Source organism: Streptomyces sp. NPDC048584 (assembly GCF_043199595.1).
Lineage (GTDB): Bacteria > Actinomycetota > Actinomycetes > Streptomycetales > Streptomycetaceae > Streptomyces > Streptomyces edwardsiae.
The window spans coordinates 203,943-227,407 of record NZ_JBICWF010000007.1 but is presented as its reverse complement, the minus strand read 5'-3'; the positions used below and the strand labels follow the sequence as shown (position 1 = coordinate 227,407).

Below are 23,465 nucleotides of genomic sequence, written 5' to 3'. Positions count from 1 at the left end.
ACGGGGGCGGACCGAGCACACCGATCCCGCTCACACGAACCACCGTCATCCTGGCCACCGGCCGGCCCGAGTACCGGGGCGCCGTCGACGAGGTCGTGGCGCGGGTGCACCGCGGTCACCGTCCCTGCCATCGGGGCGGCCTTCTCTCCCTGAAGGCCGCGATGCCCTCCGCGACGTCTGGTGAGGCGAGCAGCCGCGCCTGGAGCTCCGTCTGGACGCGGAGGAGCTCGTCGGTCGCGCCGTCGACCGCCGCGTTGACCAGGTGTTTGCTCGCCCGGACCGCCAGAGGCGCGTTCTTCGCGATCCGCGCGGCCAGGGCTACGGCGGACTCCAGGGCACATCCGGGATCGACCAACTCGCTGACCAGGCGCAGGTCGAAGGCCTGCTCGCCGGTCAGCCGCTCGCCCGTCAGAGCCATCCGCATCGCCACGGAGTGGGGAAGCCTGGTGGGCAGCCGCAGGAGACCTCCGGCGGAGGCGATCAGGCCCCGTGTGACCTCGGGCAGCCCGAATTGGGCGGTACGCGAGGCAACGACGAGGTCGCACGCCAGGGCCATCTCGAAACCGCCGCCGAGGGCGTATCCCTCGATCGCCGCGATCAGCGGTTTGCGCGGTGGCCTCTCGGTGAGACCGCCGAAGCCCCGCCCCGGCACCACCGGCGACTGGCCGGCCGCCACGGCGCGCAGGTCAGCACCGGTGGAGAAGGCCTTCGGCCCTCCGGACAGGACCCCGACACGCGCGGTGCCGTCCTCGTCCAGGTGCGTGAAGGCTCGCGCGAGCAGCCCCGCGGTGGGCTGGTCGATGGCATTGAGTACGTCAGGGCGGTCGATCGAGATGACCAGGACGTCGTCCCGGGCCGCCAGCACGACCGTGGGAGCGGCCGCGCCGTTCTCATCGTTCATCGGTCAGTGCCCATCGGGAGAGGGACCCGGCAGGTTCGCGTGGAGGAACTGGTCGCCGACCGGTCACCCGGCGACCACCCGGTTCCGCAGGGTGCCGATTCCGGCGGCCTCCACCTCGACGACGTCCCCGGGGCGGATCGGTTCGATCTCCGGTGGCGTACCAAGGCAGATCAGGTCCCCGGGACGCAGGGTCATGAAGCGGCTCACCCAGCTCACCACCTCATCGCTCGACCAGTTCATCCGGGAGGTGACGGTGTCGGTGACCACCCGGCCGTTGATGCGGGCACGAAGAGCGGTGCCGTCCGGATCGAGTTCCGTCTCGACGACGGGGCCGAGCACACCGAAGGTGTCGTACGACTTCCCAGGAAGGAAGGGGAAGTTGGTGCTCAGCCCGAGGTCGGTCGCGGTCACGTCGTTGACGCAGGTCCAGCCGAGGACATGGGCACGTGCCTCACGAGGGGTGATGTCGCGACAGGGCCGGCCGATCACGGCCGCGATCTCGGGTTCGTAGACCACGGTACGGCAGCCACCGGGCAGGACGATGTCCTCGCCGTCACCGATGAGTGAGCTGTTCGGCTTCACGAAGAAGCTCGGTCCGTCCCGGCCGTCCCGGCCCTTCCAGTTGCCGAGCAGACAGACCACCGTACTGGTGGCCGTGACTGGTTTGACGACGTTCAGCGCGTCGGCCGGACCGAGATCGCGTCCTTCCCGCCCGAGGTCCTCCAGATCAGGGAGCTCGATGGAGTGTTCCGGGTCGAGCCCCGCCCAGACCTCTTCTCCGGTACCGAGCCGGATCCGCGCGATCCTCATGTCTTCGGCCCGCCGGCAACGTAGAGCACCTGTCCCGAGACGAACGAAGCCTCCTCGCTGACGAAGTACGACACCGCGGCGGCGATGTCCGCCGGCTGGCCCACCCGGCCGACGGGGATCTCCGCCGCGCGCATGACGGCGTACTCGTCGTACGGCATCCCGATCCGGGCCGCGGTGTCCCGGGTCATCTCGGTGACGATGAACCCGGGTGCCACGGCGTTGGCCGTGACGCCGAACCTGCCGAGCTCCATCGCCAGCGTCTTGGTGAATCCCTGGAGCCCGGACTTCGCCGCGGCGTAGTTGGCCTGGCCCCTCTTGCCGAGCGCGGAGGTGCTGGACAGGTTCACGATGCGGCCCCATCCGGCCGCGACCATGTACTTCTGCGCGGCTCGTGACATGAGGTAGGCCCCGCGCAGGTGCACGTTGATGACGGCGTCCCACTCATCGGGCTGAAGCTTGAAGAGCAGGTTGTCGCGGACGATCCCGGCGTTGTTGACCAGCACCGTCGGTTCACCGAGCTCCGCGACCACACGATCGACCGCGGCCGCGACATCGTCCTCCACCGAGATGTCCGCGGCAACGGCCAGTGCTGTGCCGCCGGCGGCCTCGATCTCCTCGACGGTGGTGGCACACGCCTCCGTGGTGAGGTCGAGGACGGCGACGGAACAGCCGTCGGCCGCCAGTCGGTTCGCGACCCCGCGGCCGATCCCTCGGGCACCTCCGGTCACGATCGCGACCGGGCTCCTGTCATTGCCGAACACAGCGGCTCGTCCTTTCTCTGGGCCGGGTCGCCACGGGGCGGGCGACCTGTCCGAGTCAGCCGTTCAGGCGACTCGCTCGAAGATCGCGGTGAGCCCCTGCCCGCCGCCGATGCACATGGTCTCCAGGGCGTAGCGCCCCTCTCGGCGCCGCAGCTCACGCAGCAGGGTGGCGAGGATGCGCGCACCGGTGGCCCCGACGGGGTGGCCCAGCGAGATGCCGGAGCCGTGGACGTTGACCCGATCCCAGTCCGCGGCCCCGAGACCCCACTCCTGCGTCACGGCGAGGACCTGGGCGGCGAATGCCTCGTTGATCTCGATCAGGTCCATGTCGGCGAGGGTGAGCCCGGCCCGCTGCAGAGCCCGGGCGGTCGCGGGGACGGGGCCGATCCCCATACGGGCCGGCTCCACACCCGCCGTCGCCCACGTCACCAGGCGCCCGTAAGGCGTCAGCCCGAGCCGCTCGGCGATCTGCGTGGTGGTGACGAGGCAGACCGCGGCGCCGTCGTTCTGCCCACTGGAGTTTCCGGCGGTGACCGTGGCTTGCGGGTCCTGACGGCGGAGCACGGGCGCGAGCCGCGCGAGCGAGGCTGCGGTCGTGTCCGGGCGGATGTGCTCGTCGGCGCCGACCGTGACCTTCTCGCCACGAGGCCCTGTGGTGGTGATCGGGACGATCTCCTCCGCGAAGACGCCGGCGGCTCGGGCCGCCGCCGCACGGAGATGGGAGCGGACAGCGAGGTCGTCCTGATCGCTCCGTGAGATGGCGTACTCGCGGCGCAGGTTCTCCGCGGTCTCCAGCATGCCGCCGGGAACCGGGTGGTGCTTGCCGCCTGCCGTCGTGCGCGCCCGCGCCAACCGGTCGTGAAGCACCACGGACTCGGTCCGACCCGGGAAGCGGATCCCGTTCACATAGTGCTCGACCGCGCTCATACTCTCGGTTCCGCCGGCGATGACGATGTCCGCGACTCCGGTCTGCACCTGCATCGCGGCCGTGCAGACCGCTTGCAGGCCGGATCCGCAACGGCGGTCGAGCTGCGACCCGGAGACGGCCACCGGCAGTCCGGCGTCCAGCGCGGCGACGCGGCCGATGGCCGGCGCCTCGCCGTTGGGATTGCACTGTCCGAGGACGACCTCGTCGATGTCCTCGGCGGGCACGCGCGTTCGGCGCAGCAGCTCGGTGATCACCGCTACCGCCAGTTCGCCGGCCTGGAGGCCCGCCAGGGCCCCGCCGTACCGGCCGACCGCGGTACGCAGGGGCTCGCAGATCACGGCGTCACGCATCGGACGGCTCCTTCGCGGCCGGTTCGGAGGTCAGCCACGCCCGGATGCTGTCGCCCGCGTTGTCCGGCGCGGGTGGACGGTGGCGGTAGCGCGGCGGCGTCAGGGAGTAGGTGACCGGGTTGCGCACCATCGGCACCCCGCCGACGTCCACGACGGGTTCGAGGCCCAGCCGGGTCGCCAACTCCACCCCGCCCCGTACGTCGTTGATCGGTCCGCACGGCAGACCGGCACGGGTGAGCAGCTCGGCCCATTCGTCGGCGCCGCGGGTGGCCAGTTCTGCCTCCAGCTCGGGGCGCAGCTCCTCACGGTGGTCGTTGCGCAGTCCGACCGTGGCGAATCTCGGGTCGGCCGCCAGGTCGGACCGTCCCAGCACGTCGCACAGGTTCGCGAACTGACGGTCGTTGCCCGCCACGACGACGAGCTCCCGGTCGGCTGTCGGCAGGGGGCCGTAGGGGAACAGGCTGGGGTGTTCGTTCCCCATGCGCCGAGGCACGACTCCGCCGGCGACGTACGCCGAGGACTGGTTGATCATGGACGAGAGCGCGCTCGACAGCAGGTCGATCTCGACGAGCTGCCCGTGGCCGGTCCTGTCCCGGTGGCTGAGTGCCGCCAGGACCGCGACCGCCGCGTGCAGCCCGGTCATCACATCGACGGCGGAGACGCCGGTGCGCAGCGGGGGCCCGTCGGTCTCCCCCGTCATCGTCATCATCCCGGAGACCGCCTGGATCAGGAAGTCGTAGCCGGGCAGGGCGGCGCCACCACGCGTGCCGAACCCGCTGATCGCACAGTAGACGAGGCCCGGGTTGGCCTCCGCGACCTGCTCGTAGCCCAGGCCGTAGCGCTCGGTGGTCCCGGGCTTGAAGTTGTGGACGAGGACGTCGGCCCGGTGGGCGAGACTGCGCGCCACCGCGAGGTCGTCCTGGTCCGCGAAGTCGAGCGCGATCGATCGTTTGTTGCGGTTGACGGCCAGGTAGTACGTCGATTCTCCGTCTCGCACCGGCGGCAGAAAGCTCCTCGTGTCGTCGCCCGCCGGGCTCTCGACCTTGATCACTTCGGCGCCCAGGTCGCCGAGCAGCATGGTGCAGTAGGGTCCGGCGACGATGCGGGAGAAGTCCGCCACGATCAGCCCCGACAGCGGCCCGTCGCCCGGCACCTCAGGCGCTCCCGGCCGGCTCGAAGACGAGCCCTTGCCATGTGCCCTCGGCGCGCCAGGCGCTGATGAGGTGGTCGAAGGCGACGATGCCCGGCCCGTAGGCTCCGTTGCGCCTCGACGCGGTCGCGTTGGGCCGGCCCTCGTTGTTGTAGTAGCCCGGGGTGCACGACTCGAGGAACCCCAGGTTGGCGCGGGAGGACTCGAAGACGGTCTGGACCCAGGCCTCCTCGTCCGCCACAACCACGTCGACCGCGCGGGCGCCTCGGCGGTCGGCCTCGTGAATGACCTGGCTGACGTGACGGCTCTGGACGTCGAGAACATGGGCGAAGTTCGAACTGACCCCGACCTGGTTGAGCGCGATGATGAAGAAGTTCGGGAAGCCGTTGGTCTGCATGCCGTAGAGCGTCGAGATACCGGTGGCGAACTTCTCGCTGAGCTTGCGTCCGCCACGGCCCGCCACGTCGTAGCCGAGCCTGGTCGCGAACGGCGCCCCCACCTGGAACCCGCTGGCGAAGACGAGGCAGTCGACGTCGTACTCGGTGCCGTTGACCACGATGCCGGTGGGCGTCACGCGCTCGATGCCCTGGCCGTCGGTGTCGAGCAGGGTGACGTTGGGCCGGTTGAAGGTCTCCAGATAGTCGTCGTTGAAGCACGGCCGCTTGCACAGCGCGCGGTACCACGGCTTCAGGCCCTCGGCGGTCGCCGCGTCGCGCACGATGTCGCTCACCCGGCCACGGATCTCCTGCATCTTGACGAAGTCGTCGATCTCGTCCAGGACGCCGCCGCTGAGCGTACGGAGGCGGTAGATGGCGGTCCAGCCGTCGTTGACCAGGTCGGTCTCCGCGTCGCCGCCGGCGACGAAGGTCGAGAAGTTGTCCATCCGCTCGCGCTGCCAGCCGTGCGTGAGCGAGGCGGCCCAGGCGGGGTCCGTGGGCCGGTTGTTGCGCGGGCTGACCGCCGACGGTGTGCGCTGGACGACGTACAGGTGCCCGGCGCCGGCGCCCAGGTGGGGCACCGCCTGGACTGCGGTCGCCCCCGTCCCCACGATCGCGACCTTCTTGTCCGCGAGTCCCGTGAGCCCTCCGGTGCTGTCGCCTCCGGTGTAGTCGTAGTCCCAGCGGGTCGTGTGGAACGTGTGGCCTCGGTAGGACTCGATGCCGGGCACGCCCGGCAGCTTCGGCTTCTGCATCGCTCCCGCCGTCATGCAGACGTAGCGGGCCGTGAAGGTGTCGCCGCGGTCGGTCTTGACCGTCCAGAGCCCGGTGTCCTCGGTCCATGTGACGGCCGACACCCGGGTCTGGAGCAGAGCGTTGTCGTAGAGGCGGTAGTGCCGGGCGATCCGTCGGCAGTGTCCGAGGATCTCGGGTGCCTTCACGTACTTCTCGCTGGGTATGTAACCCGTCTCCTCCAGAAGCGGGAGGTAGATGTAGGCCTCGGTGTCGCAGGCGGCGCCGGGGTAGCGGTTCCAGTACCAGGTGCCGCCGAAGTCACCGCCCTGTTCGACGAGCCGGATGTCCTCATGGCCCAGATCGCGCAGGCGGGCGCCGAGCAGCAGTCCGCCGAATCCCCCGCCGATGACGACGACATCGACGTGGTCGGACACGGTCTCGCGCTCGATCCTCGATGTGTAGGGGTCGTCGATGAAGTGCGCGAGCTCGCCTTCGAGTGCCTGGTACTGGCGTGATCCCTCCGCGCGGAGCCGCTTGTCGCGCTCGATCCGGTACTTCTCGCGCAGCGCGTCGGGGTCGAACCCCAGTGCCTGCTCGTCTTCCTGAACTGTCACCTGACGTCTCCTGGGAGGGCTGTCGTGCGGGCCGCGTTGCGGCATATCGCTGCGATGATCTGGGGCCAGGCTTCGGGCACGAGGCCGTGGCCCATGCCGTCGACGACTTCCAGCCAGGCTCCTGGGACGGCGTCCGCGACGGCCCGGCCACCGCTGATGTCGACCAGGCGGTCGTCCGACCCGTGGATGGCGACGGTCGGCACGCTCAGACCGCGCAGCGCGGATGAACGGTCCGCCGAGGCGATGGAGGCCGCCTGCTGGCGCAGCCGGCCGGACGGGTCGTGTGCCCGGTCGTAGGCCCTGGCCGCCGTGGTGCGCGCCGCTTCCTCGTCGAACGGGAAGCCGCTCCCGGCCAGTGCGCGTGATCGCTCCACGGCGGCCTCGACGGCTCCCTCGCGGGTGGCCGGTGCGGGCCGCCGCATCAACTCGATGACCGCCGGGTCCGGTTGGCCGACCGACGGGTCACCGGTGCTCGACATGAAGGAGCAGAGGGAGAGCACCCGTTCCGGCCGGCGGATCGCCACGAGTTGGGCGACCATGCCCCCCATCGAGGCACCGAGCAGGTGGGCGCGGTCGATGCCCAGCGCGTCGAGAAGTCCGACACTGTCGGCCGCCATGTCCTCCAGGGTGTAGGGGAGGGTGCTCAGATCGCCGCACCGGATCGCGGCGAGGTCGGGGGTGCCCTCGAGACGCCGGGAGAGGCCGACGTCGCGGTTGTCGAACCGGATCACGTGGAAACCCGAGTCGACGAGGGAGTCGCAGAACCCCTGGTCCCAGCCGTCCAGCTGAGTACCCATGCCCATGATCATGAGAAGCGGCGGGTCCGCCGGATCGCCGTACGTGGCACAGCACAGGCTGATCCCGTTCGCCGTGACCGACCGTGTGCCCCCCGCTCGCAGGTCGTGGCGGGTCGATCCCACCGGGCCTCCTCTTCCTGGCAGCCGCCCGTCGGCCCCGGCAGGTGGCCGGCGCGCCTGGCGATCTCGTTCGGATCGGTCAGAAGAAGTTGCTGAGGTTCTGCGACAGCAGAAGGGTCTGATCGAGGTAGATGTCGCGCCGTGCGATCCGGAACCCCTCCCCGGTCCGGCGCAGCACGTCCTCGCGGCGTCCGATCCACTCGTCGATCTCCGACTTCAGCCGCGTTCGGTACAGGTGGAAGCAGGTCTCGACCGTCAGCTCGGTGCCCAGGTCCTCGACGATGCGGACATTGGTCACGAGGTGCCGGGTCCGGGAGGGCGGATCCTCGGCCCAGGCCGTGCCCGTGCCGAGCTTCTGCACCCGGCCGACGAGGGTGGCCTTGTCGTCGTCGAAGAACGCCATCTCGCCGGGCCGCGTGAACTCCCGGGCGAGGCTGCGGCGGGGAACGGTCCGGCGGATCGGCATGAAATACGCCGTGTCGTCGGTGAACAGGTCCACCCACTCCTCGAACCGCTGGTGGTCCAGCAGGGCGGCCTCGTGGGTGTAGAACCGCTCGACCTCGTACTGCAGGTACATCGCCGCGATCTTCTCCGGCGCGATCGCTGTGTCCAGGCGCACGGTTGTCATGGCTCGTCAGTCCTTCAGATGTAGTCGCCGGGCGTGGTGGCGGAACGCAGCTCTTCCCAGCTGGTGCCCTTGACCCACTCGCGCCACGACAGGTAGGTCCACAGCTGTGCGTGCTCGTTGACGGGTGCCTCGATGCGGGCCACGCCGTCCTCGTGGATGATCTTTCCGCGGCCGAGTCCCATCTTCAGGAGCTGCGGGATCTCCCGGCTGGTGCCGCCGTGGGTCTGCGCCGTGCTCTGCGACCAGTTCTCGCCGTCCTCCTGCTCCAGGAAGCCCGCAGGCCCGAACGAGTGGATCTGGCGGCCGAGCTGCGCCTTCTGTTCCTCCAGCGAGTCGTTGCGGTCCCTGAAGCTGAACCACCACACCTCGGTGACACCGGCGCTGCGCGGCACCCGGAGGCTGAGCTGCGCGTCCATCGTGAACCAGGCGGTCGGGAAGAGGTGCGGGTGGCCGGCGAACCGTGCCCCGACCTGACCGAGGGCCGCGAGCGGACCGGGGTCCCGGCGCCAGGTGACGAGCTCGTGCATCTCGGGAGGCAGGGTGCTCAGCATCGAGTCCAGGCTCGGGCCCGAGATCGCGTGCCCGTACTCGCCGAGCGCGACCAGTGTGTCGAGGTCGGTGGGCAGCCTCTGCACCCCGAGGGCCTTGCCTTCATCGGTCTTGGCACCTCCGGTGTCGTTCACTTCGGCACTGGGGATCATCCCGACGGCCTGCGCCGAGATGTGCGTGATCTGCGGGTGGTAGTAGTCGAAGGCGTTGTCCGCGGTGAACTTCCAGTTGCAGTTGAGCGTGAACTTCTGCACCCCGGGGCGGGCCTCGATGTCACCGCGCTCGGCCAGCAGGTCGATGGCGATCCGGCCCGTGCGTCCGAGGAACTCCGGCAGCGGCGGTGCCTCCGGGTCCATGGTCGCGAAGATGAACCCCTTGTAGTTGTCGAGCTGGGCCACCTTGCGCAAGGGGTGCTTCGTCTTGTCCAGCTCGTCGCGATAGAAGTCCGACATCCCGGGCACTCCGACGAGTTCGCCGTCCAGGCCGAACGTCCAGCCGTGATAGGTGCACATGAAGTTCCGGACATTTCCCTCCTCGGCCCGGCAGACCGCGTTGCCGCGGTGCGTGCAGGTGTTGAGCAGGGCCCTGATGCTGCGGTCGCGCTGGCGGACCACGAGGACGTTGTCCTTGCCCATGGGCGCCTCGAAGAAGTCGCCCTTCTTCGGTATCTGCGTCTCGTGGCAGAGGAAGAGCCAGGCCCGTCCGAAGATGTGCTTCATCTCCAGCTCGAAGATCTCCTCGTCACTGAAGATCCTGCGGTCCAGCTCTCCGGTCGCCACATTGACGAGCGAATCGAGGTAGGCGGTGGTTGCGGGCGCCTCGATGGTCATGTCGGTTCTCCACTCGTCGCTGAGTAGGGTCACGCTGGGTCGAAGACGTGGCCCCAGTACGCCGAAGCGTCATAGGTCACGACCGACCAGGTCTTTTCGTCGATCAGCAGCCCGTCGGTGCCGTACTCGACACCGAAGCCGGAGGGGGACTGCACGTAGAAGGACAGCATCTTGTCGTTCGTGTGGCGGCCCAGCGTGGCGAGCTGCCGGATCTTGCGCCGGTGCACCTTGTCCAGGGCTCGGCCGACGACGTCGAGGTCGTCGACCTCCACCATGAAGTGGTTGATCCCCCCCGGCCCGGCCCCGTGGATCGGGGCCACCGCGAGGGAGTGGTGCCGCGGGTTGGTGTGCAGAAAGGTGAGGAGCATCCCCGGAACCGGGATGATGTGATCGCTGAGCTTGAAGCCGAGGACACGCTGATAGAACTCGATCGTCTCCTCGACGTTGTCGCACACCACGACGACGTGGCCCAGTCCCGTGTCCGCACCGTCGGGTGTCCTGGTGACGAACCGCGCGCCCGTGGCCGAGACGAAGGGTTGCTGCGTCATCGTCGGCCCGTAGTGGAACTCCAGCGCGTACCCGGCGGGATCCCGGCAGGTCAACAGGCGGCGTACGCCCCGGAGTTCGGCGAGCTCCGGGTCGTCCTTCCAGGCGACGCCCGCCTCGTCGAGTGCGGCCGCCACCTCGTCCAGGGCATCGGGCCCGGAGACCTGCCAGCCGACGTAGTCGAGCTCGTCGTCACCGGTCCGCAAGGTGATCCGATGAGCCCGCTCGTCCATGCGCAGCACCAGCGCGCCCTCGCCGTCGATCTCCTGGCGGGACGCCGTCATGCCCAGGACTTCGGTGGCGAAGACCTCCCAGTCGTCGAGGCTCTTCACCCTGAGCCCCAGGTAGCCGAGTGCTTCGACTCTCGTCATGCGTCGATCCGTCCCCTCTGCCGTACGTCGCCCTCGTCCACCGATCGTCCGAGGGGTCGGCGTGTACGACAACAAAGCCGTTCCGTCTGGTCGAACGCGGCGGACACATCAGGAGACCAAGGTGCTGACATGGCCACAGACCTGGTCGGCGGCCTTGAGCATCACGTTCTTGTAGCGCAGAACGGAGCGGCCGACGGCTTCGGTCGACAGCGACAGCGCCGCCACGGGTTTGCGTGTTCGGCGGTCGAGGACCGGCACCGCGATGCACGAGACCCCGAGGAAGGTCTCCTCGAAATCGGTGGCGTACCCCTCTTCGCGGACCCGGTCCAGCGCTCGCCCCAGGAGCCCCGGCGTGGCGATCGTGAATGCGGTGAACCGGTAGTAGCGGGCCTGCATGGAGCCGGGCCGCGGATCCGTGAACGCGAGCATCGTCTTACCGAGCGCCGTCGCGTACTGCGGCCGACGCATGCCGACCGCGGTGTTGATCCGGACAGAGTCCGGCCCGAACAGCTTCTCCACGTACAGCACACTGGAACCCGCCGGAACAGCGAGGTGGACCGTCTTACGGGTCTGCGCGTACAGCTCGGCCAGCACCGGCATCGCGCGATCGCGCAAGCCGTTCGCACGGGCGACCGCGACCTGGTTGCCCAGCTCGAACGCCCGTGTCGACAGTGCGTACTTGTCTCCTGCCCGTCGTACGTAACCGCTCTCGGTGAGCACTCCCAGCAGGCGATGTGCCGTCGCTTTGGGAAGGTTGACGATCTGGGCGAGTTCGGAGACCCCCATCACGGCCCGGGGTCCGCCCAGCGCGTCCAGGAGAGCCAGTGCCTTGCCTGCCGAGGTGTCGTGGCTGCCGTCGGTCCCTGCGTTCTTGGCCTGCTGGAGATCCACCAGACCCTCCTCTCCGGACTGCCATCACTCGCAGCGTTCCACTCTGGGGAACATCAGAGATGTAAGATACGGTATCTCAGACATCAATGGTCAATGGTCGGTAGCGAAGAACTTCACCGAAGGGGAACGGGATGCCGCAGCACAGCGTGATCGTGGGAGCCAGTGCCGCCGGCGTCTCGGCCGCGATCACGATGCGTTCGCACGGCTATGAGGGGCGGATCACGGTCATCGACCGTGATCCTCACCCACCGTACGAGCGCCCTCCTCTGTCCAAGCCGGCAGACGGCACGCTCCGCCCGATCGTCCCCCCCGGGAAGTTCGAGGAGCTCGACATCGAGTTGCGGCTCGGCTCCGAGGTGAGCGGCGTCGATCCGGCACACCGCACCCTCCGCCTCGGCGCCGACGGCTCCCTGAAGGTCGACACTCTCCTGCTGAGCACCGGAGTCGCCGCCCGGCGACTGACCGTCCCCGGCTCCGGCCTCGCCCACGTCCTGGTGCTGCGCGACGCCTCGGACGCGGCCCTGCTGGCCGGCCGTCTCTCCGCCGGCGGCCCACTCGTGGTGGTCGGAGCGGGCTTCATCGGACTCGAGATCGCGGCGCTCGCCCGCGAGAGGGGGCTCGACGTCACCGTCGTCGAGATCGGCTCCCGCCCTCTCCAGACCCTCGACGAACGTATCGGCCTGCGCCTGCTCGAACTGCACCAGGAGCGAGGAGTGCGGTTCGCCCTGGGCCGGACGGTGCGGCGGTTCGAGGGCGTGGACGCCGTCGAGGAGGTCGTGCTGGATGACGGCACGTGCGTCCCCGCGGCCACGGTGGTCGTCGGCGTCGGAGTGGAGCCACGCACCGAGCTGGCCCGCGCGATCGGTGTCCGAACCGACCGTCAGGGCATCGTCGTCGACATCTGCGGACGCACCGACGTCCCGTGGGTGTACTCCGCCGGCGACGTCGCGAGTCAGCCGCATCCGGATCTCGTCGCCGGGCGGGGCCGGATCGAGCACTGGGACGTCGCCCTGAAGCACGGGGCCGCGGTTGGCGCGACCATGGCAGGGCGTCCGACAGCGTTCACCGAGACGCCGTACGTCTGGTCCGACCAGTTCGGGCGCACCTTCCAGATGTTCGGGCGGCCGCAACCCACGGACGAACTCGTCATGCGGGGCGACGCGACACCGGACTCCTACCTGGGTTTCTGGCTCCGCGACGACATCGTCGTCGGGGTGTGCGGCTTCGACCGACCTCGCGATGTCGGTGCGGCGCGCCGGCTCATCCGACTCCCCGCAGGAGCGTACCGGGACGCTCTCGTCGACGACGGCTCGGAACTCAGAGCCCTGATCAGAACCATGACGCGCGGCTCAGGCCCGCAGTCCAACCGCGAGGAAGGTGTGAGGACCACGTGACGTGGACAAAGGCGTGCAGCACGTCCGACATCGAGGAGGGCGAGGGTTTCCAGTTCAAGCGTGAGCGCCCGATCGCCCTCTTCCACGTCGAGGACGAGTACTTCGCGATCGACGACACGTGCACGCACGGTGAGTCGTCGCTGGCCGACGGTTACGTGGACGGGGACGTGGTCGAGTGCGCGTGGCATTTCGCCAAGTTCTGCATCAGAACCGGAGCCGTGCGCAGCCTTCCGGCCACCTGCCCGGTCAGTGCCTACGCCGTCAAGGTCGAGGGCGACGACGTCTTCGTCGACCTCCCCGACTGAGCCACCAACTGCCCGACAAGGAGTCGCACACCATGACGACACAGTCCGCCCCCACAGCGACGCTGACCTACGAGAGCACCACCAGAATCGTGCGTACGCCCGACTACGAGATCCAGATCAACGAGGCAGGTGAGGGCCACCCCGTCCTGCTGATCCACGGCACCGGTCCCGGCGCGACGGGATGGTCCAACTTCGCACCCAACATCGGGCCCCTGTCAGAGCGGTTCCGGGTCATAGCGGTCACCATGCCCGGCTGGGGCGAGTCGAGCCCCCAAAGTGTGCAGTCAGGCTTCGACCAGGGCGAGGCGGTCAAGCAACTCCTGGACGCACTCGGCATCGAGCGGGCGGCGATCGTGGGCAACTCGATGGGCGGTGGGGTCGGCATCATCATGACCGCGCGCTGGCCGGAACGGGTGTCCCATCTGGTCACGATGGGCTCCGGGGTGTGGGGCGTGAACGTACTGTCCCCGGCCGGGATGACCGAGGGGTTCAAGGTCCTCGTCGAGACCTACCAGGACCCTTCACCGGAGAACTTCAAGCGGCTGGTCCAGGTGATGTGCTTCGACCCCGCCTTCGCGACCGATGAACTCGCCGCACAGCGCTCGAAGGCGGCGCTGGCGCACCCTGAGCACCTCCGGGACTGGCTGGAGCGCGCCAAGGTCGGCTTGGGTCAGGAGGCCTTCATGTCCGCGGCGGAGGCGCTGCCGACCTCCGCCGTGCCGGCACTGGTCATCCACGGCCGTGACGACCGAACCGTCCACTGGGAGATCAGCCTTCGTGCGATGTCGATGGTCCAGGACTCGCGGATGGTCCTGCTGAACCGGTGCGGCCACTGGGCGCAGCTCGAACACGCCGCGGAGTTCAACCGGCTCGTGACCGAGTTCGTCACCTACCACCACTGAGTGAATCCGAGGGAAAGGAGGCTTCGACGTGCGCGGACTTGAGGGACGAGTCGTTCTTCTCACCGGCGGCGGTTCCGGTGTCGGGCGGGCCGTCGTGGACCGCTTCCTCGACGAGGGCGCGCGAATCGTCGTCCTTGAACGAGACCCGGGCAAAGCCGCCTCGCTGGAGGCGATCGGCGGCGATGACCTCGTCGTCGTGACCGGCGACGTCACGTCGTACGCGGACAACGAACGAGCCGTCGCCGCTGCTGTCGACAGGTTCGGTCGGCTGGACGTGTTCATCGGCAATGTGGGGATGTGGGACTTCAGCCGGGATCTGCTGGACCTCTCGCCCGCCGAGCTGGAGGCCGGATTCCGCGAACTCTTCGACGTGAACGTGCTGGGCTACCTGCTCGGCGTGAGAGCGGCGGCCACCGCGCTCAAGGAGTCGCGAGGTGCGATCGTCCTGACGCTGTCCAACGCGTCCTTCTACCCGCAGGGCGGCGGCGTCCTCTACACCGCGACGAAGCACGCCGGCCTCGGCATCGTGCGCCAACTGGCCTACGAGCTGGCGCCCGAGATCCGGGTGAACGGAGTCGCTCCGGGAGGGATGTCGACGAACCTGAGCGGGCCGAAGTCGCTCGGCCTTGATCAGCGCCGGATCAGCGACATCCCGATCCAGGAGTATCTGGAGAAGCACTCGGCCCTCGAACGGGTGATTGAGCCCGCCGACTACGTCGGCGCGTACGTCCTGCTGGCCTCGAGCCGCGACGCCCTCACCATCACCGGAACCGTCTTCGACATCAGTGCCGTGGGCACGCCGCAACGCGCCAGGTGACCGACGTGAGATGCGCCCACCGAGCGGGCTCGGCCGGCTCTTGCGCGCATCGCGCGACGCCCACGACGCCCTACTTCAGTCTGGACAGGGAGCTGCGCATGAACGTTCAGGATGGTTCTCGCACCGTACATATCGTGTGCACCGGGGACAGAGAGGTGGAGGTCTTCGCCGACGCCGACGAGGCGTGGCGGTACGCCCGGCGCAAGCGCGGTGCCACCGTGCTCGAACGGATGGTGCGGAGTTCCCTCGGGGAGGCCCAGATCATCTACGAGCGTCAGGTCCATATCGTCGACGGCGTCATTCGCCGCGACACGACCACCGACGAGCCCCTCTTCACCATCGACACCGACTCGTGGATCCAGGCCGCTGACGTCGAGTCGTTCAAGGGCAAGGACGACCGGTGGACGATCGTGGGTCTGGGGACCGATCGACAGACCCTGGACGAGCGGGTCGAGGGCGAGATATCGCGTCTCACGTCCCTCCCCGTACGGCTGCTGCGCCGGCGCAAACCGGCTTGACCGGCGGCTTGGACGTCGGTCCGCGGGGCCGAGACACCGTCGGCTGCGCGGACCCCCAGCCGTCCCGACAGGCACTTGAGGCGGAACGCCACAGCTGACCACACGGAGCGGGGACCATGCACGAACACACGGAAGAGACGTCCGCACCTGCACCCGGGGCGGCATCAGGACCGGCACGCGCGGAAGCCTCCGCGGCGAAGACACTGTACTTCCAGCGCTGCACCTGGTGCGGCACGACCGTCTACCGCCGAATCCTGTGCCCGGCCTGCCGAAGCACCGATCTCCGCGTCGAGCCGAGCACGGGCACCGGCACGGTGCGACGTTCCCGGACGATCCTGGGCCACGCTTCGTCCGCACGCAACGAGTCGCTGATCGAGCTGGCGGAGGGATTCGTGGTGCGCGGTCGCGTGATGGGGATGGCGGTGGGGATCCCGGCCGGAGCGCGCGTCCAGTTGGTCGCCGTCAAGGACACCATTCGAATGGAGCCCGTTTTCCGGCTGCTCGATGCCTAGGGGACAGTGCCGCCGCGGTACGGCGGGCGGTGCGGCCGGCGGCTCTGCGACCGAGCGGTGCTGGGGGGAGGGACCGCCGGCCGTGGGCGGCACGCGGTCCCTCCTTTCCGCTGAGAACGCTATCGGGTCACAGCGGGACCGAGAGCCGGTCGGGGCGGAGACCGGCCGCGGAGACGCCATAGTCCGCCGTTTCCCGGGACGGCGTGCCCTCGGCGACGATGTCCGCCGCCAGCCGGGCCAGCGCCGGGGCCATCTGGATGCCGTAACCACCCTGCCCGGCAAGGAAGTAGAAACCCTCGTGATCGGACCACGCGCCGACCACCGGCTCGTGATCGGCGACGAAGTTGCGCAGGCCCGCCCATGCGCGTTGCACACTGCGCAGCCCGAGCGTGGTCGCCTCGTCGACCGCTTCGAGTGCTCGGGCGATCTCCAGTTCGTCCGGGCGCGGCCGGCCGGGCGACACCTCGGTGGCGTCCGCGGGTGAGCCCAGCATCAGCCCCGCTTCCGGTTTGACGTACCACCGCTCACACGCGTCCACGAGCAGCGGAAGTTCGCTGATGTCACCGTCGTAACGAGTCGGGCTGACGAACGCCGTGCGCCGCCTGGGCTGGATGCCGATCGCCGGGACGTCGGCGCGGCCGGCCACCTGGTCGGCCCACGCGCCCGCGGCGTTGACCACCTTGGCGCAATGGATGACCTGCTCGCCCGCCGCGATGCGCCAGCCCTTGCCGTGCCGTCTGATGTCGCGCACCGGGGCGTTGAACAGCACGGTGGCGCCTCGTCCGCGCAACATCCTGAAGTACGTCTGGTGCAGACCCGCGACATCCACGTCCGCGGCCGATCGGTCCAGGGCCGCGGACCGGACCCGGTCGGCCCGCAACGGCGGACAGAGCCGGTGGGCCTGCCCCGAGGTGAGCCTTTCCAGGTCCGGCGAGGTCCGCGTCAACTCCGACACGGCCTCCTCCCCCGGCTCGTCGGTCGCCAGCCAGAGCAGGGGACGCGGCTGCAACAGCGGAACGCCGTTCTCGGCCGCCATCGCCTCGTACAGAGGGCGGCTCGCCCGAGTGAGCGCGCGCACCGAGGCGCCTCCGTAGGAAGGCAGGAACGCGGCAGCGGTGCGGCCCGTGCTGTGCTCCTCGCCAGAGGCAGCCGCTTCCACGACCACGACCGACAGCCGCTCGGACAACTCCGCGGCCACCGAAGCACCGGCCATCCCGGCACCGACGACCACTACATCACTGCTCAGCAAAGGATCTCCCTCGACACTGTTCTCCCTGATGCGAAAGCGCACCGGCCCGGCACGCGCCAGGGCATGTGAACGCCGTCAGGCCGGTGGTGTTGCGGGCCTGCCGTGCGGCAGACTCATGTCGAAATAGCTGTCGTGCAGGGCTTCCAGCTGCTCGGCGAGCTGTTCGGTGGTGCCTTGCGCGACCAGTTCGCCGTGCCTCAGGACGCAGGCGCGATCGGCGAGCCGCAGCGCGTCCTGTACGTGCTGCTCGACGAACAGGACGGCGACACCCTGGTCAGCCGCCTCACGGACCAGCGCCAGGAGCTGCTTCACGGCGACCGGTGCCAGGCCCATCGTCATCTCGTCGATGAGCAGGATCCGGGGCTCGACGGAGAGGGCGCAGGCGACCGCGAGCAGTTGCTGCTCGCCTCCGGAGAGCAGCCCGACGCGCCGGTCCGCGATGGCTTCGAGAACCGGGTAGCGGGGCAGTAGTCTCCGCGCGGAACGTCGGCTGTGAGTGCGCAGTTGCAGGTTCTCGCGAACAGTGAGCTGCGTGAACAGGCCTCTGCCCTCCCGTACATAGCTCACTCCGAGCGCCGCGGCGCGCTGGACGCCTCGAACCGGCTGCCCCTCGACTCGCACCGTGCCGCCGAGCGGCTGCAGCACGCCCCCGGCGGTCTCCAGCACGGTGGTCTTCCCGGCTCCGTTGGGGCCGAGCAGTGCGACGATCTCGCCGGGGTGGACTTCGAGGTCGAGGTCGCGTACCACGGGCACGCCGTTGTGTCCGGCGGTGAGTTCTCGCAGGAGCAGAAGGCTCACGGCTGCACTTCCTTCGAGAGGGCATCGGCGGGGCGCGCGTCACCCACGTACGCGGTCATCACCGCGGGGTCACGACGGATCGCCTCCGGTGGTCCTTGGGCGATGACGTGGCCGAAATCAAGCACGGTGACCTCGTCGCACATCTGCAGGACGAGGGACAGGTCGTGCTCGATCAGCACCACGGCGACCCCCGTGTCCGCGACAGCGCGCAGGTGCCGGCCCAGTTCGCGGCTCTCTGCGCTGTCCAGGCCCGCGGCGGGCTCGTCGCACAGCAGCACGGCCGGCCGTGCGGCCAGGGCCCTGGCGACTCCGACGAGCTTCTGCTGCCCGGTGCTCAGCTGCGCGGGGTGGCTGTCGGCGAGGTGCTCGATGCCGAGCAGCCGAAGGGCGAACGTCGCATCGTCCTCACAGACCCTCGCACGGCCCACGACGTCGTTGAGGAGGTTGCCGGGGCTTCCCGGCCCGGCTGCCACGAGCAGGTTGTCCCGGACGGTCAGGTCGAGGAACAGCTCTGTCGCCTGCCAGGTTCGGGCCAGCCCCGCGCCGTACCGACGGTGCGGAGGGAACCGGCCGACGTCGGTCCCGCGCACCCGGACGGCGCCCTCGCTCGCGCAGAAGCCCGCGACCGCGTCCAGCGTGCTCGTCTTGCCGGCGCCGTTGGGGCCGATGAGACCGTGCATCTCGCCTGCCCGGACCACCAACGACACGTCCTGTACGGCGCGTACCCCGCCGTATCGAACGCTGACGCGCTCGACCTCGAGGGCCGGATGTGCGGGGTCGCGCCCCGTGGGAACCAGCGGGGTGCCCGCAGGGCCGTCCGCGGCAGCGACGACCGCCTGAGTCGGATCCGTGGGTGCGGGCACCTCTATGGCCCCGTGCGCCGGTCCCTTCCGGCGGGCGAGCAGGTTGCGCAGCGCCTTGCCGTAGAAGCCGGCGGCGCCCTCGGGAGCCACGATGGCGGTACTGATCATGCCGAGACCGCCGATGATCTCGTACGCGGACCCCAGCGGCACCAGGCCGTCCAGCAGCACGTACCACAGGCCGAAGGGCCCGATCAGGCCCGCGAGCAGAGCCCCGCCCACGCTGGTGATGCCACCGATGAAAGCGAAGATGAGGAAGCTGATGCCGGCGAGGTAGTTGAAACTCTCGATGGAGACGCTGCCCCGCGAGTACGCGAGCAGCGCCCCGCCGACGCCGGCGATGAAGCTCGACAGCGCGAAGGCGACGAGCTTCGTCCGGGCGACGTCGATGCCCACTGCCGCGGCGGCCCTCTCGTTGGAACGCACGGCCAGAAAGCGGCGTCCCGTGGTGCCGTTCAGGACGCGGGAGACGAGCAGGCAGCACAGTACGAGCGTGGCGAGCACGGCATAGGTGAAGGGGAGCCGGGCCAGTTCGCTGGACCGCTGCGCGGCCAGGTCCAGGCCGAACAGCTCCGGGTCCGCCGGCTCCGAACCCCCCGCGGAGATCTGCCGGAGGAACAGTGCCTCGACGGCCACCGCACCGGCGAGCGTCACGACGGCGAGCTGGGCGCCGCGAATACGCAGCGCCGGTACGCCCATCACCACGCCCGCGACGGTGGCGGCCAGCGCCGACAACAGCACACTGACCGGGAAGGGCAACCAGTCCGTGGCCCGGGCCAGCGTGAAAGCGGCCACTCCGGCGATCGCGGCCTGCCCCAGGGAGACCTGGCCGATGAGGCCGACCAGGACGACATAGCTGAGGGCGATGACGGCGAAGACCATGCTGGCTATCAGGCCGTTGCGCTGGGCCTGTCCGAGCAACGGTGCCAGCAGCGCGACGGCCGCCGTCCCGAGCAGCACCCACTTCGGCCGGAGCGGCCGCCGGACCACCGCCGGCAGGCGGGAGAGCACCAGCTCGCCGCGTCGGGGAAGCTTGTTCCCGAGCAGGATGAGCGCGATGACGATCACGACGAACGGGACCGCGTCGGTCGTACCGCTGGGGAGGCCGCCAGGCCACCACGACTGCAGCTGCATGAACGACAGTTCGCTCTGCAGCACACCCAGGCCGAGCCCCGCCACGGCCGCGACCGCGACAGAGGAGAGCCGCGCGACCAGCAGCGCCGCGAGGCCGGGTACGACCAGCGTCCCGATACTCGCGGGATTGAGGCCGGTGATCGGGCTCGCGAGGAGGAGGAAGAGCGACGTCACGGCGGTCCCCAGCGCCCAGTTGAGGGCCGCGAGGCGGTTCGGGGACCAGCGCGCGAGCGAGAGCGCGACCTCGTCCTCCACTCCGGCTCGGGTCGCGAGGCCGGCCATCGACCAGCGGTAGTAGGCCATGAGTGCGCCGGCGACCACCACCGTGATCCCGAGCAGCCAGAGGCGATCCTGAGGCACGTCCATGCCGCCGAGAGTGAGACTGTCCGACCCCAGCACCGGGTCCACCACCCGGGAACCGGCGCCGAACCGTCTCACGAGCAAGCTCTGCAGCAGGGTCAGTATCCCGATCGAGGCCATGATCTTCGACAGCGCCGGAGCGTTCCGCAGGGGCCTGAAGACGAGGATGTGGACGAGCCCGCCGAGGGCCGCGCTGGACAGCAGTCCCACGACGACCGCCATGGGGAGGGGGATGCTGGTGCCCAGGTGGACGCGCCCCGGGAGTCCCGGCACGGGCAGTACCAGGTCCCCCGTCTTGCGGAGTTCGTCGAAGACGAACGCGCCCCACAGGCCCATGCTCGCCTGCGCGAAGTTCACCACGCCGGAGCCCTTGTAGACCGTGACGAGCCCCATGCCGAGACCCGCGAACACCGCTCCGGCGCCCGTCCCGAGCAGAGCGAAGAGCAGATACTGTTCCATCGCCGGTCAGCCCTTGGTGATGTCGATGAAGTCGCCGGTGAGGACCTCCTGCCTACCGCCCGAAAGGACCTTGAGGGAGGCGATCGAACTCCCGCAGCTGTCCTTCGGCAGCGGACGCGAGGAGCAGTCCACGGGGGCGCCGAGGAACACGTCGCCCTTGTAGGACGCCAGCGCGCTCTTCGCCGTGGCCGCGGTGATCTCTCCCTCGATCCCCTTGAGGACTTCGGCCAGGGTCATGATGTCGGCGAACCCGTAGGTCGCGAACGAGTCGATCTTGCCCTCGGCGCCGGCCGAGGTCATCTGCTGGACGTAGAGGTCGATCTGCGCCTGCTTGGCCTTGGGGGCTGTGGCCCTGGAGTTGGCGGGCAGGAGGTACTGCTGCGTGTAGACGCCCTCCGCCTGCGGACCGAGGGTCCTGATGAACTCCGTGCAACTGCCCGCGAAGATGGCCTTGTCCCACCCGAGCTGCCGGGCGGTCTTGATGCCGTTCGTGCAGTCGCCCTCGGCCCCGGCGAAGTAGATCGCGTCGGCGTCCTTCTGCTTCGCCGCGGTGACGGCGGCGGCGAAGTCGGGGGATGCAGGGTTGTAGAGCGTGTAACCGAGGTCGAGACCGGCGGCCTTCGCGCTCGGTATCACGGTGTCGACCACGGTCTTCTTGTACGTGGGGCCCGCGTCCGCGCCGATCATGATCGGCTTCCGGGCCCCTGCTTCCTTCATGACCTTCCAGAAGCCGTTCCAGGTCAGTGACGCCGGAGGGGTCGTGAAGGTCACAGAGGGGTCCTCGGCCAGCGCCGTTCCGGACGACGAGACCCCGAAGATCGGGACACCGGCCTCCTTGAGCGGCTTCAGAAGGGCGTCGGCGCCCAGTTCGACGCCGAGCACGGCGACGGCGACCTTCTTGGCGATGAGGTCGTTGGCGCATTTGCCGGCGCTCTCCGGGGCGCCGGTGGTCGAGCAGGTGATGAGCTTGATCGGTCTGCCGTTCACACCGTCATGGGTGTTGACGTAGGAGCTCGCCGCATTCGCCGCGTCCGCGACCTCGGGGAAGGACAGGCCGCCCTCGCCGGTGTTGATGAACCCGACGAGGATGGGGGTCCCGGTCACAGGCTTGCCTCCGTCGGAGCTCGCGGCGGAAGGCGTCTCTTTGTCGCCGCACCCTGTCAGGGCGAGGAGGCCGGCGGTCGCGATGGCCGCGAGCCGGGATCCGCGAGTGATGGTGGTCGTTCGCATGAGCGCTCCCGAGTGATGCCCGGCATGTGGCGCCGGGGTGGTTCTTCGGTTGAGGGCGTGTTCGGGCACGACGTGGAGAGCCGGGTGGCGAGGGGGGAGCCTGTCGTGCGGATCGTGTGTCGGCCACGACGGTGTGTTCGCCACGGCGCTGCCGGTGTTGGTGCGTCACCCTAGGGCGACGGAACGTCGCAGGTCTTTCGACAGATGTCACGATCTGTGCCATCACGGCTCGACAGCTCGAAGACGCGGGATGTCGGCGCACGATCTCCGCGGGCTGGACCGCCGTGGATCAGGGGTGGTCCGCGGTCACCACGACCGCTGTCGGCCGGGCCGCGAGGATCCGGTTCCGGCGGCCGGGTGGCCGACGGGCAATGAGATGTCCAGGCGCAGGTGGGCCGGTCGGGGATCAGCCCGCGTGCGCCGCGCACGCCACACGGCACACGGTCTCGCCTCACCGACGACGGATCGAGGCGCTGCTCGCACGGCTCCGCGACGGCGCCCGCCGCGGAGCCGTGTGCCCTGCGGGTCAGCGGCCGCTCGTACGAAGATGGGTCGCGAAGAACTCCGCGGCAGCCGAGGCGGTGGCCTCGAACTGCTCCACATAGGGGGCGAAGTGTCCCCCGGGTATGATCCGCAGACTCTTGGGCTCCAGGGCCCTGTTGAAGGCGGTCAACTGCAAGTCGGTACCCGACACGGTGTCGTCGTCCGCGACGATCATCAGCAACGGCCGAGGACTCACCATGTCGATGTAGTGGCCGGCGTTGTAGACCCTGCTCCACTCCCCCGTACGCACGGTGACCTCGTTGCGCCACGACGGGGCGATCTCTCCGACCGTGGAGAAGAAGTCGAAGGCGTCTTCCGCGGGATACACGGGTCGCTGCGCGCCGCTACCGATCACCGGGCGCATCGCCACTTCGCCGGTCTGCATGCGGGTTTTCCTCTCGGCGGCGAACTGCTCACCCAGATCCGCCAGTTGCGCCATGGGGGTACGCCGCCATCCGGTCTGTACGCCGTTGATCGCGGGCGTCTGGGAGACCACGGCCTTGACCCTGAGGTCGCCGGCCGCGACGACGACAGCGTGCCCACCGCTGTAGCTGGTACCCCACACGCCGATACGGTCGGGATCCACCTCGGGCAACGTGCCGGCGTACGTGATGGCGTGCCGGTAGTCCTCGATCTGACGCCATGGATCGATCTCCTGGCGGGGACTGCCCTCACTGGCGCCGAAGTTGCGGTGGTCGTAGACCAACACCGCCAGCCCGGCGGCAGCCAGCCGTTCGGCATAACGGTCCAGATATGCCTCCTTGACCAGGGAGAACCCATGGGCCATGACGACGACGGCGGTGGGGGCGCTGTCACCGGTCGGGTAGAACCACCCGCGCAGGGTGACGCCGTCCGCGTCGAACTCTACGTCGCGGCGCGCGCCGGACCGGGAAACTGCTGCGGACATGAGAACCAGCACTCCTTCGGGGAACAGGAAACGACGGGCCGACACGGCGTCGGCCGTGG

General features: G+C 69.4%; 22 protein-coding genes. 6 read left to right on the top strand and 16 right to left on the bottom strand.

Annotation, left to right across the window (positions count from 1 at the left end; genetic code table 11):
* Positions 1 to 115 precede the first annotated feature (115 nt).
* The 11 genes from ACGFR9_RS17760 to ACGFR9_RS17710 form a co-directional block, all read right to left on the bottom strand.
* Positions 116 to 901, bottom strand: coding sequence for a crotonase/enoyl-CoA hydratase family protein (locus tag ACGFR9_RS17760; RefSeq protein WP_393209044.1), 786 nt, complete (start codon positions 899 to 901; stop codon positions 116 to 118).
* 63 nt (positions 902 to 964) lie between these two features.
* Positions 965 to 1,711 carry a fumarylacetoacetate hydrolase family protein gene (locus tag ACGFR9_RS17755; protein ID WP_393209041.1) on the bottom strand — a complete coding sequence of 249 codons (747 nt, stop codon included), beginning with the start codon at positions 1,709 to 1,711 and terminating at the stop codon, positions 965 to 967.
* Positions 1,708 to 2,472 (bottom strand): 3-oxoacyl-ACP reductase FabG, encoded by a 765-nt coding sequence (gene fabG, locus ACGFR9_RS17750; RefSeq protein WP_393209038.1) that lies wholly within the window; start codon positions 2,470 to 2,472, stop codon positions 1,708 to 1,710. The genes ACGFR9_RS17755 and fabG overlap by 4 nt, the downstream gene beginning before the upstream one ends.
* A 63-nt stretch (positions 2,473 to 2,535) precedes the next feature.
* On the bottom strand, positions 2,536 to 3,750 hold the full coding sequence (locus tag ACGFR9_RS17745) for an acetyl-CoA C-acetyltransferase (protein WP_393209035.1): 1,215 nt from the start codon (positions 3,748 to 3,750) through the stop codon (positions 2,536 to 2,538).
* Positions 3,743 to 4,903 (bottom strand): CaiB/BaiF CoA transferase family protein, encoded by a 1,161-nt coding sequence (locus ACGFR9_RS17740; protein ID WP_393209032.1) that lies wholly within the window; start codon positions 4,901 to 4,903, stop codon positions 3,743 to 3,745. Before ACGFR9_RS17740 ends, ACGFR9_RS17745 begins: the two co-directional genes overlap by 8 nt.
* 1 nt (position 4,904) lies before the next feature.
* A complete protein-coding gene (locus ACGFR9_RS17735; protein WP_393209029.1) occupies positions 4,905 to 6,686 on the bottom strand; it encodes a flavin-containing monooxygenase in 1,782 nt (593 codons plus the stop codon).
* A complete protein-coding gene (locus ACGFR9_RS17730; RefSeq protein ID WP_393209583.1) occupies positions 6,683 to 7,495 on the bottom strand; it encodes an alpha/beta fold hydrolase in 813 nt (270 codons plus the stop codon). The genes ACGFR9_RS17735 and ACGFR9_RS17730 overlap by 4 nt, the downstream gene beginning before the upstream one ends.
* A 187-nt stretch (positions 7,496 to 7,682) precedes the next feature.
* Positions 7,683 to 8,231: an aromatic-ring-hydroxylating dioxygenase subunit beta gene (locus ACGFR9_RS17725; RefSeq protein ID WP_393209026.1), complete on the bottom strand. Its 549-nt coding sequence runs from the start codon at positions 8,229 to 8,231 to the stop codon at positions 7,683 to 7,685.
* A gap of 14 nt (positions 8,232 to 8,245) precedes the next feature.
* Positions 8,246 to 9,610, bottom strand: a complete 1,365-nt coding sequence (locus ACGFR9_RS17720; protein ID WP_393209023.1) for a Rieske 2Fe-2S domain-containing protein — start codon at positions 9,608 to 9,610, stop codon at positions 8,246 to 8,248.
* A 29-nt stretch (positions 9,611 to 9,639) separates the two neighbouring features.
* Complete coding sequence (locus ACGFR9_RS17715; RefSeq protein WP_393209020.1) at positions 9,640 to 10,527, bottom strand: VOC family protein; 888 nt, start codon at positions 10,525 to 10,527, stop codon at positions 9,640 to 9,642.
* A gap of 108 nt (positions 10,528 to 10,635) precedes the next feature.
* Positions 10,636 to 11,418: an IclR family transcriptional regulator gene (locus ACGFR9_RS17710; RefSeq protein WP_393209017.1), complete on the bottom strand. Its 783-nt coding sequence runs from the start codon at positions 11,416 to 11,418 to the stop codon at positions 10,636 to 10,638.
* Between the two features lie 131 nt (positions 11,419 to 11,549).
* Between ACGFR9_RS17710 and ACGFR9_RS17705 the strand changes: the two genes are divergently transcribed.
* The 6 genes from ACGFR9_RS17705 (at position 11,550) to ACGFR9_RS17680 (ending at position 15,866) form a co-directional block, all read left to right on the top strand.
* A complete protein-coding gene (locus ACGFR9_RS17705; RefSeq protein WP_393209014.1) occupies positions 11,550 to 12,812 on the top strand; it encodes an NAD(P)/FAD-dependent oxidoreductase in 1,263 nt (420 codons plus the stop codon).
* A complete protein-coding gene (locus ACGFR9_RS17700) occupies positions 12,809 to 13,117 on the top strand; it encodes a bifunctional 3-phenylpropionate/cinnamic acid dioxygenase ferredoxin subunit (protein WP_393209011.1) in 309 nt (102 codons plus the stop codon). The genes ACGFR9_RS17705 and ACGFR9_RS17700 overlap by 4 nt, the downstream gene beginning before the upstream one ends.
* A 32-nt stretch (positions 13,118 to 13,149) precedes the next feature.
* On the top strand, positions 13,150 to 14,019 hold the full coding sequence (locus ACGFR9_RS17695; RefSeq protein ID WP_393209008.1) for an alpha/beta fold hydrolase: 870 nt from the start codon (positions 13,150 to 13,152) through the stop codon (positions 14,017 to 14,019).
* Positions 14,020 to 14,047: 28 nt separating this feature from the next.
* The gene (gene hcaB / locus ACGFR9_RS17690) at positions 14,048 to 14,836 is read left to right on the top strand and encodes a 3-(cis-5,6-dihydroxycyclohexa-1,3-dien-1-yl)propanoate dehydrogenase (protein ID WP_393209005.1); all 789 of its coding nucleotides are present in this window, start codon (positions 14,048 to 14,050) and stop codon (positions 14,834 to 14,836) included.
* Positions 14,837 to 14,970: 134 nt separating this feature from the next.
* Entirely contained in the window at positions 14,971 to 15,354 is a 384-nt protein-coding gene (locus ACGFR9_RS17685; protein WP_393209003.1) for a hypothetical protein, read from the top strand.
* 116 nt (positions 15,355 to 15,470) lie between these two features.
* The gene (locus tag ACGFR9_RS17680) at positions 15,471 to 15,866 is read left to right on the top strand and encodes a Zn-ribbon domain-containing OB-fold protein (RefSeq protein WP_393209000.1); all 396 of its coding nucleotides are present in this window, start codon (positions 15,471 to 15,473) and stop codon (positions 15,864 to 15,866) included.
* 127 nt (positions 15,867 to 15,993) lie between these two features.
* Here ACGFR9_RS17680 and ACGFR9_RS17675 read toward each other — a convergent pair whose 3' ends face one another.
* From ACGFR9_RS17675 to ACGFR9_RS17655, 5 genes are all read right to left on the bottom strand, one after another.
* Positions 15,994 to 17,115 carry an NAD(P)/FAD-dependent oxidoreductase gene (locus ACGFR9_RS17675; RefSeq protein ID WP_393208997.1) on the bottom strand — a complete coding sequence of 374 codons (1,122 nt, stop codon included), beginning with the start codon at positions 17,113 to 17,115 and terminating at the stop codon, positions 15,994 to 15,996.
* A gap of 75 nt (positions 17,116 to 17,190) precedes the next feature.
* Positions 17,191 to 17,913, bottom strand: a complete 723-nt coding sequence (locus tag ACGFR9_RS17670; protein WP_393208994.1) for an ABC transporter ATP-binding protein — start codon at positions 17,911 to 17,913, stop codon at positions 17,191 to 17,193.
* On the bottom strand, positions 17,910 to 20,726 hold the full coding sequence (locus tag ACGFR9_RS17665) for an ATP-binding cassette domain-containing protein (RefSeq protein WP_393208991.1): 2,817 nt from the start codon (positions 20,724 to 20,726) through the stop codon (positions 17,910 to 17,912). The genes ACGFR9_RS17670 and ACGFR9_RS17665 overlap by 4 nt, the downstream gene beginning before the upstream one ends.
* A 6-nt stretch (positions 20,727 to 20,732) precedes the next feature.
* Positions 20,733 to 21,830 (bottom strand): ABC transporter substrate-binding protein, encoded by a 1,098-nt coding sequence (locus ACGFR9_RS17660; protein ID WP_393208988.1) that lies wholly within the window; start codon positions 21,828 to 21,830, stop codon positions 20,733 to 20,735.
* 652 nt (positions 21,831 to 22,482) lie between these two features.
* The gene (locus ACGFR9_RS17655) at positions 22,483 to 23,406 is read right to left on the bottom strand and encodes an alpha/beta hydrolase (RefSeq protein ID WP_393208985.1); all 924 of its coding nucleotides are present in this window, start codon (positions 23,404 to 23,406) and stop codon (positions 22,483 to 22,485) included.
* Positions 23,407 to 23,465 lie beyond the last annotated feature (59 nt).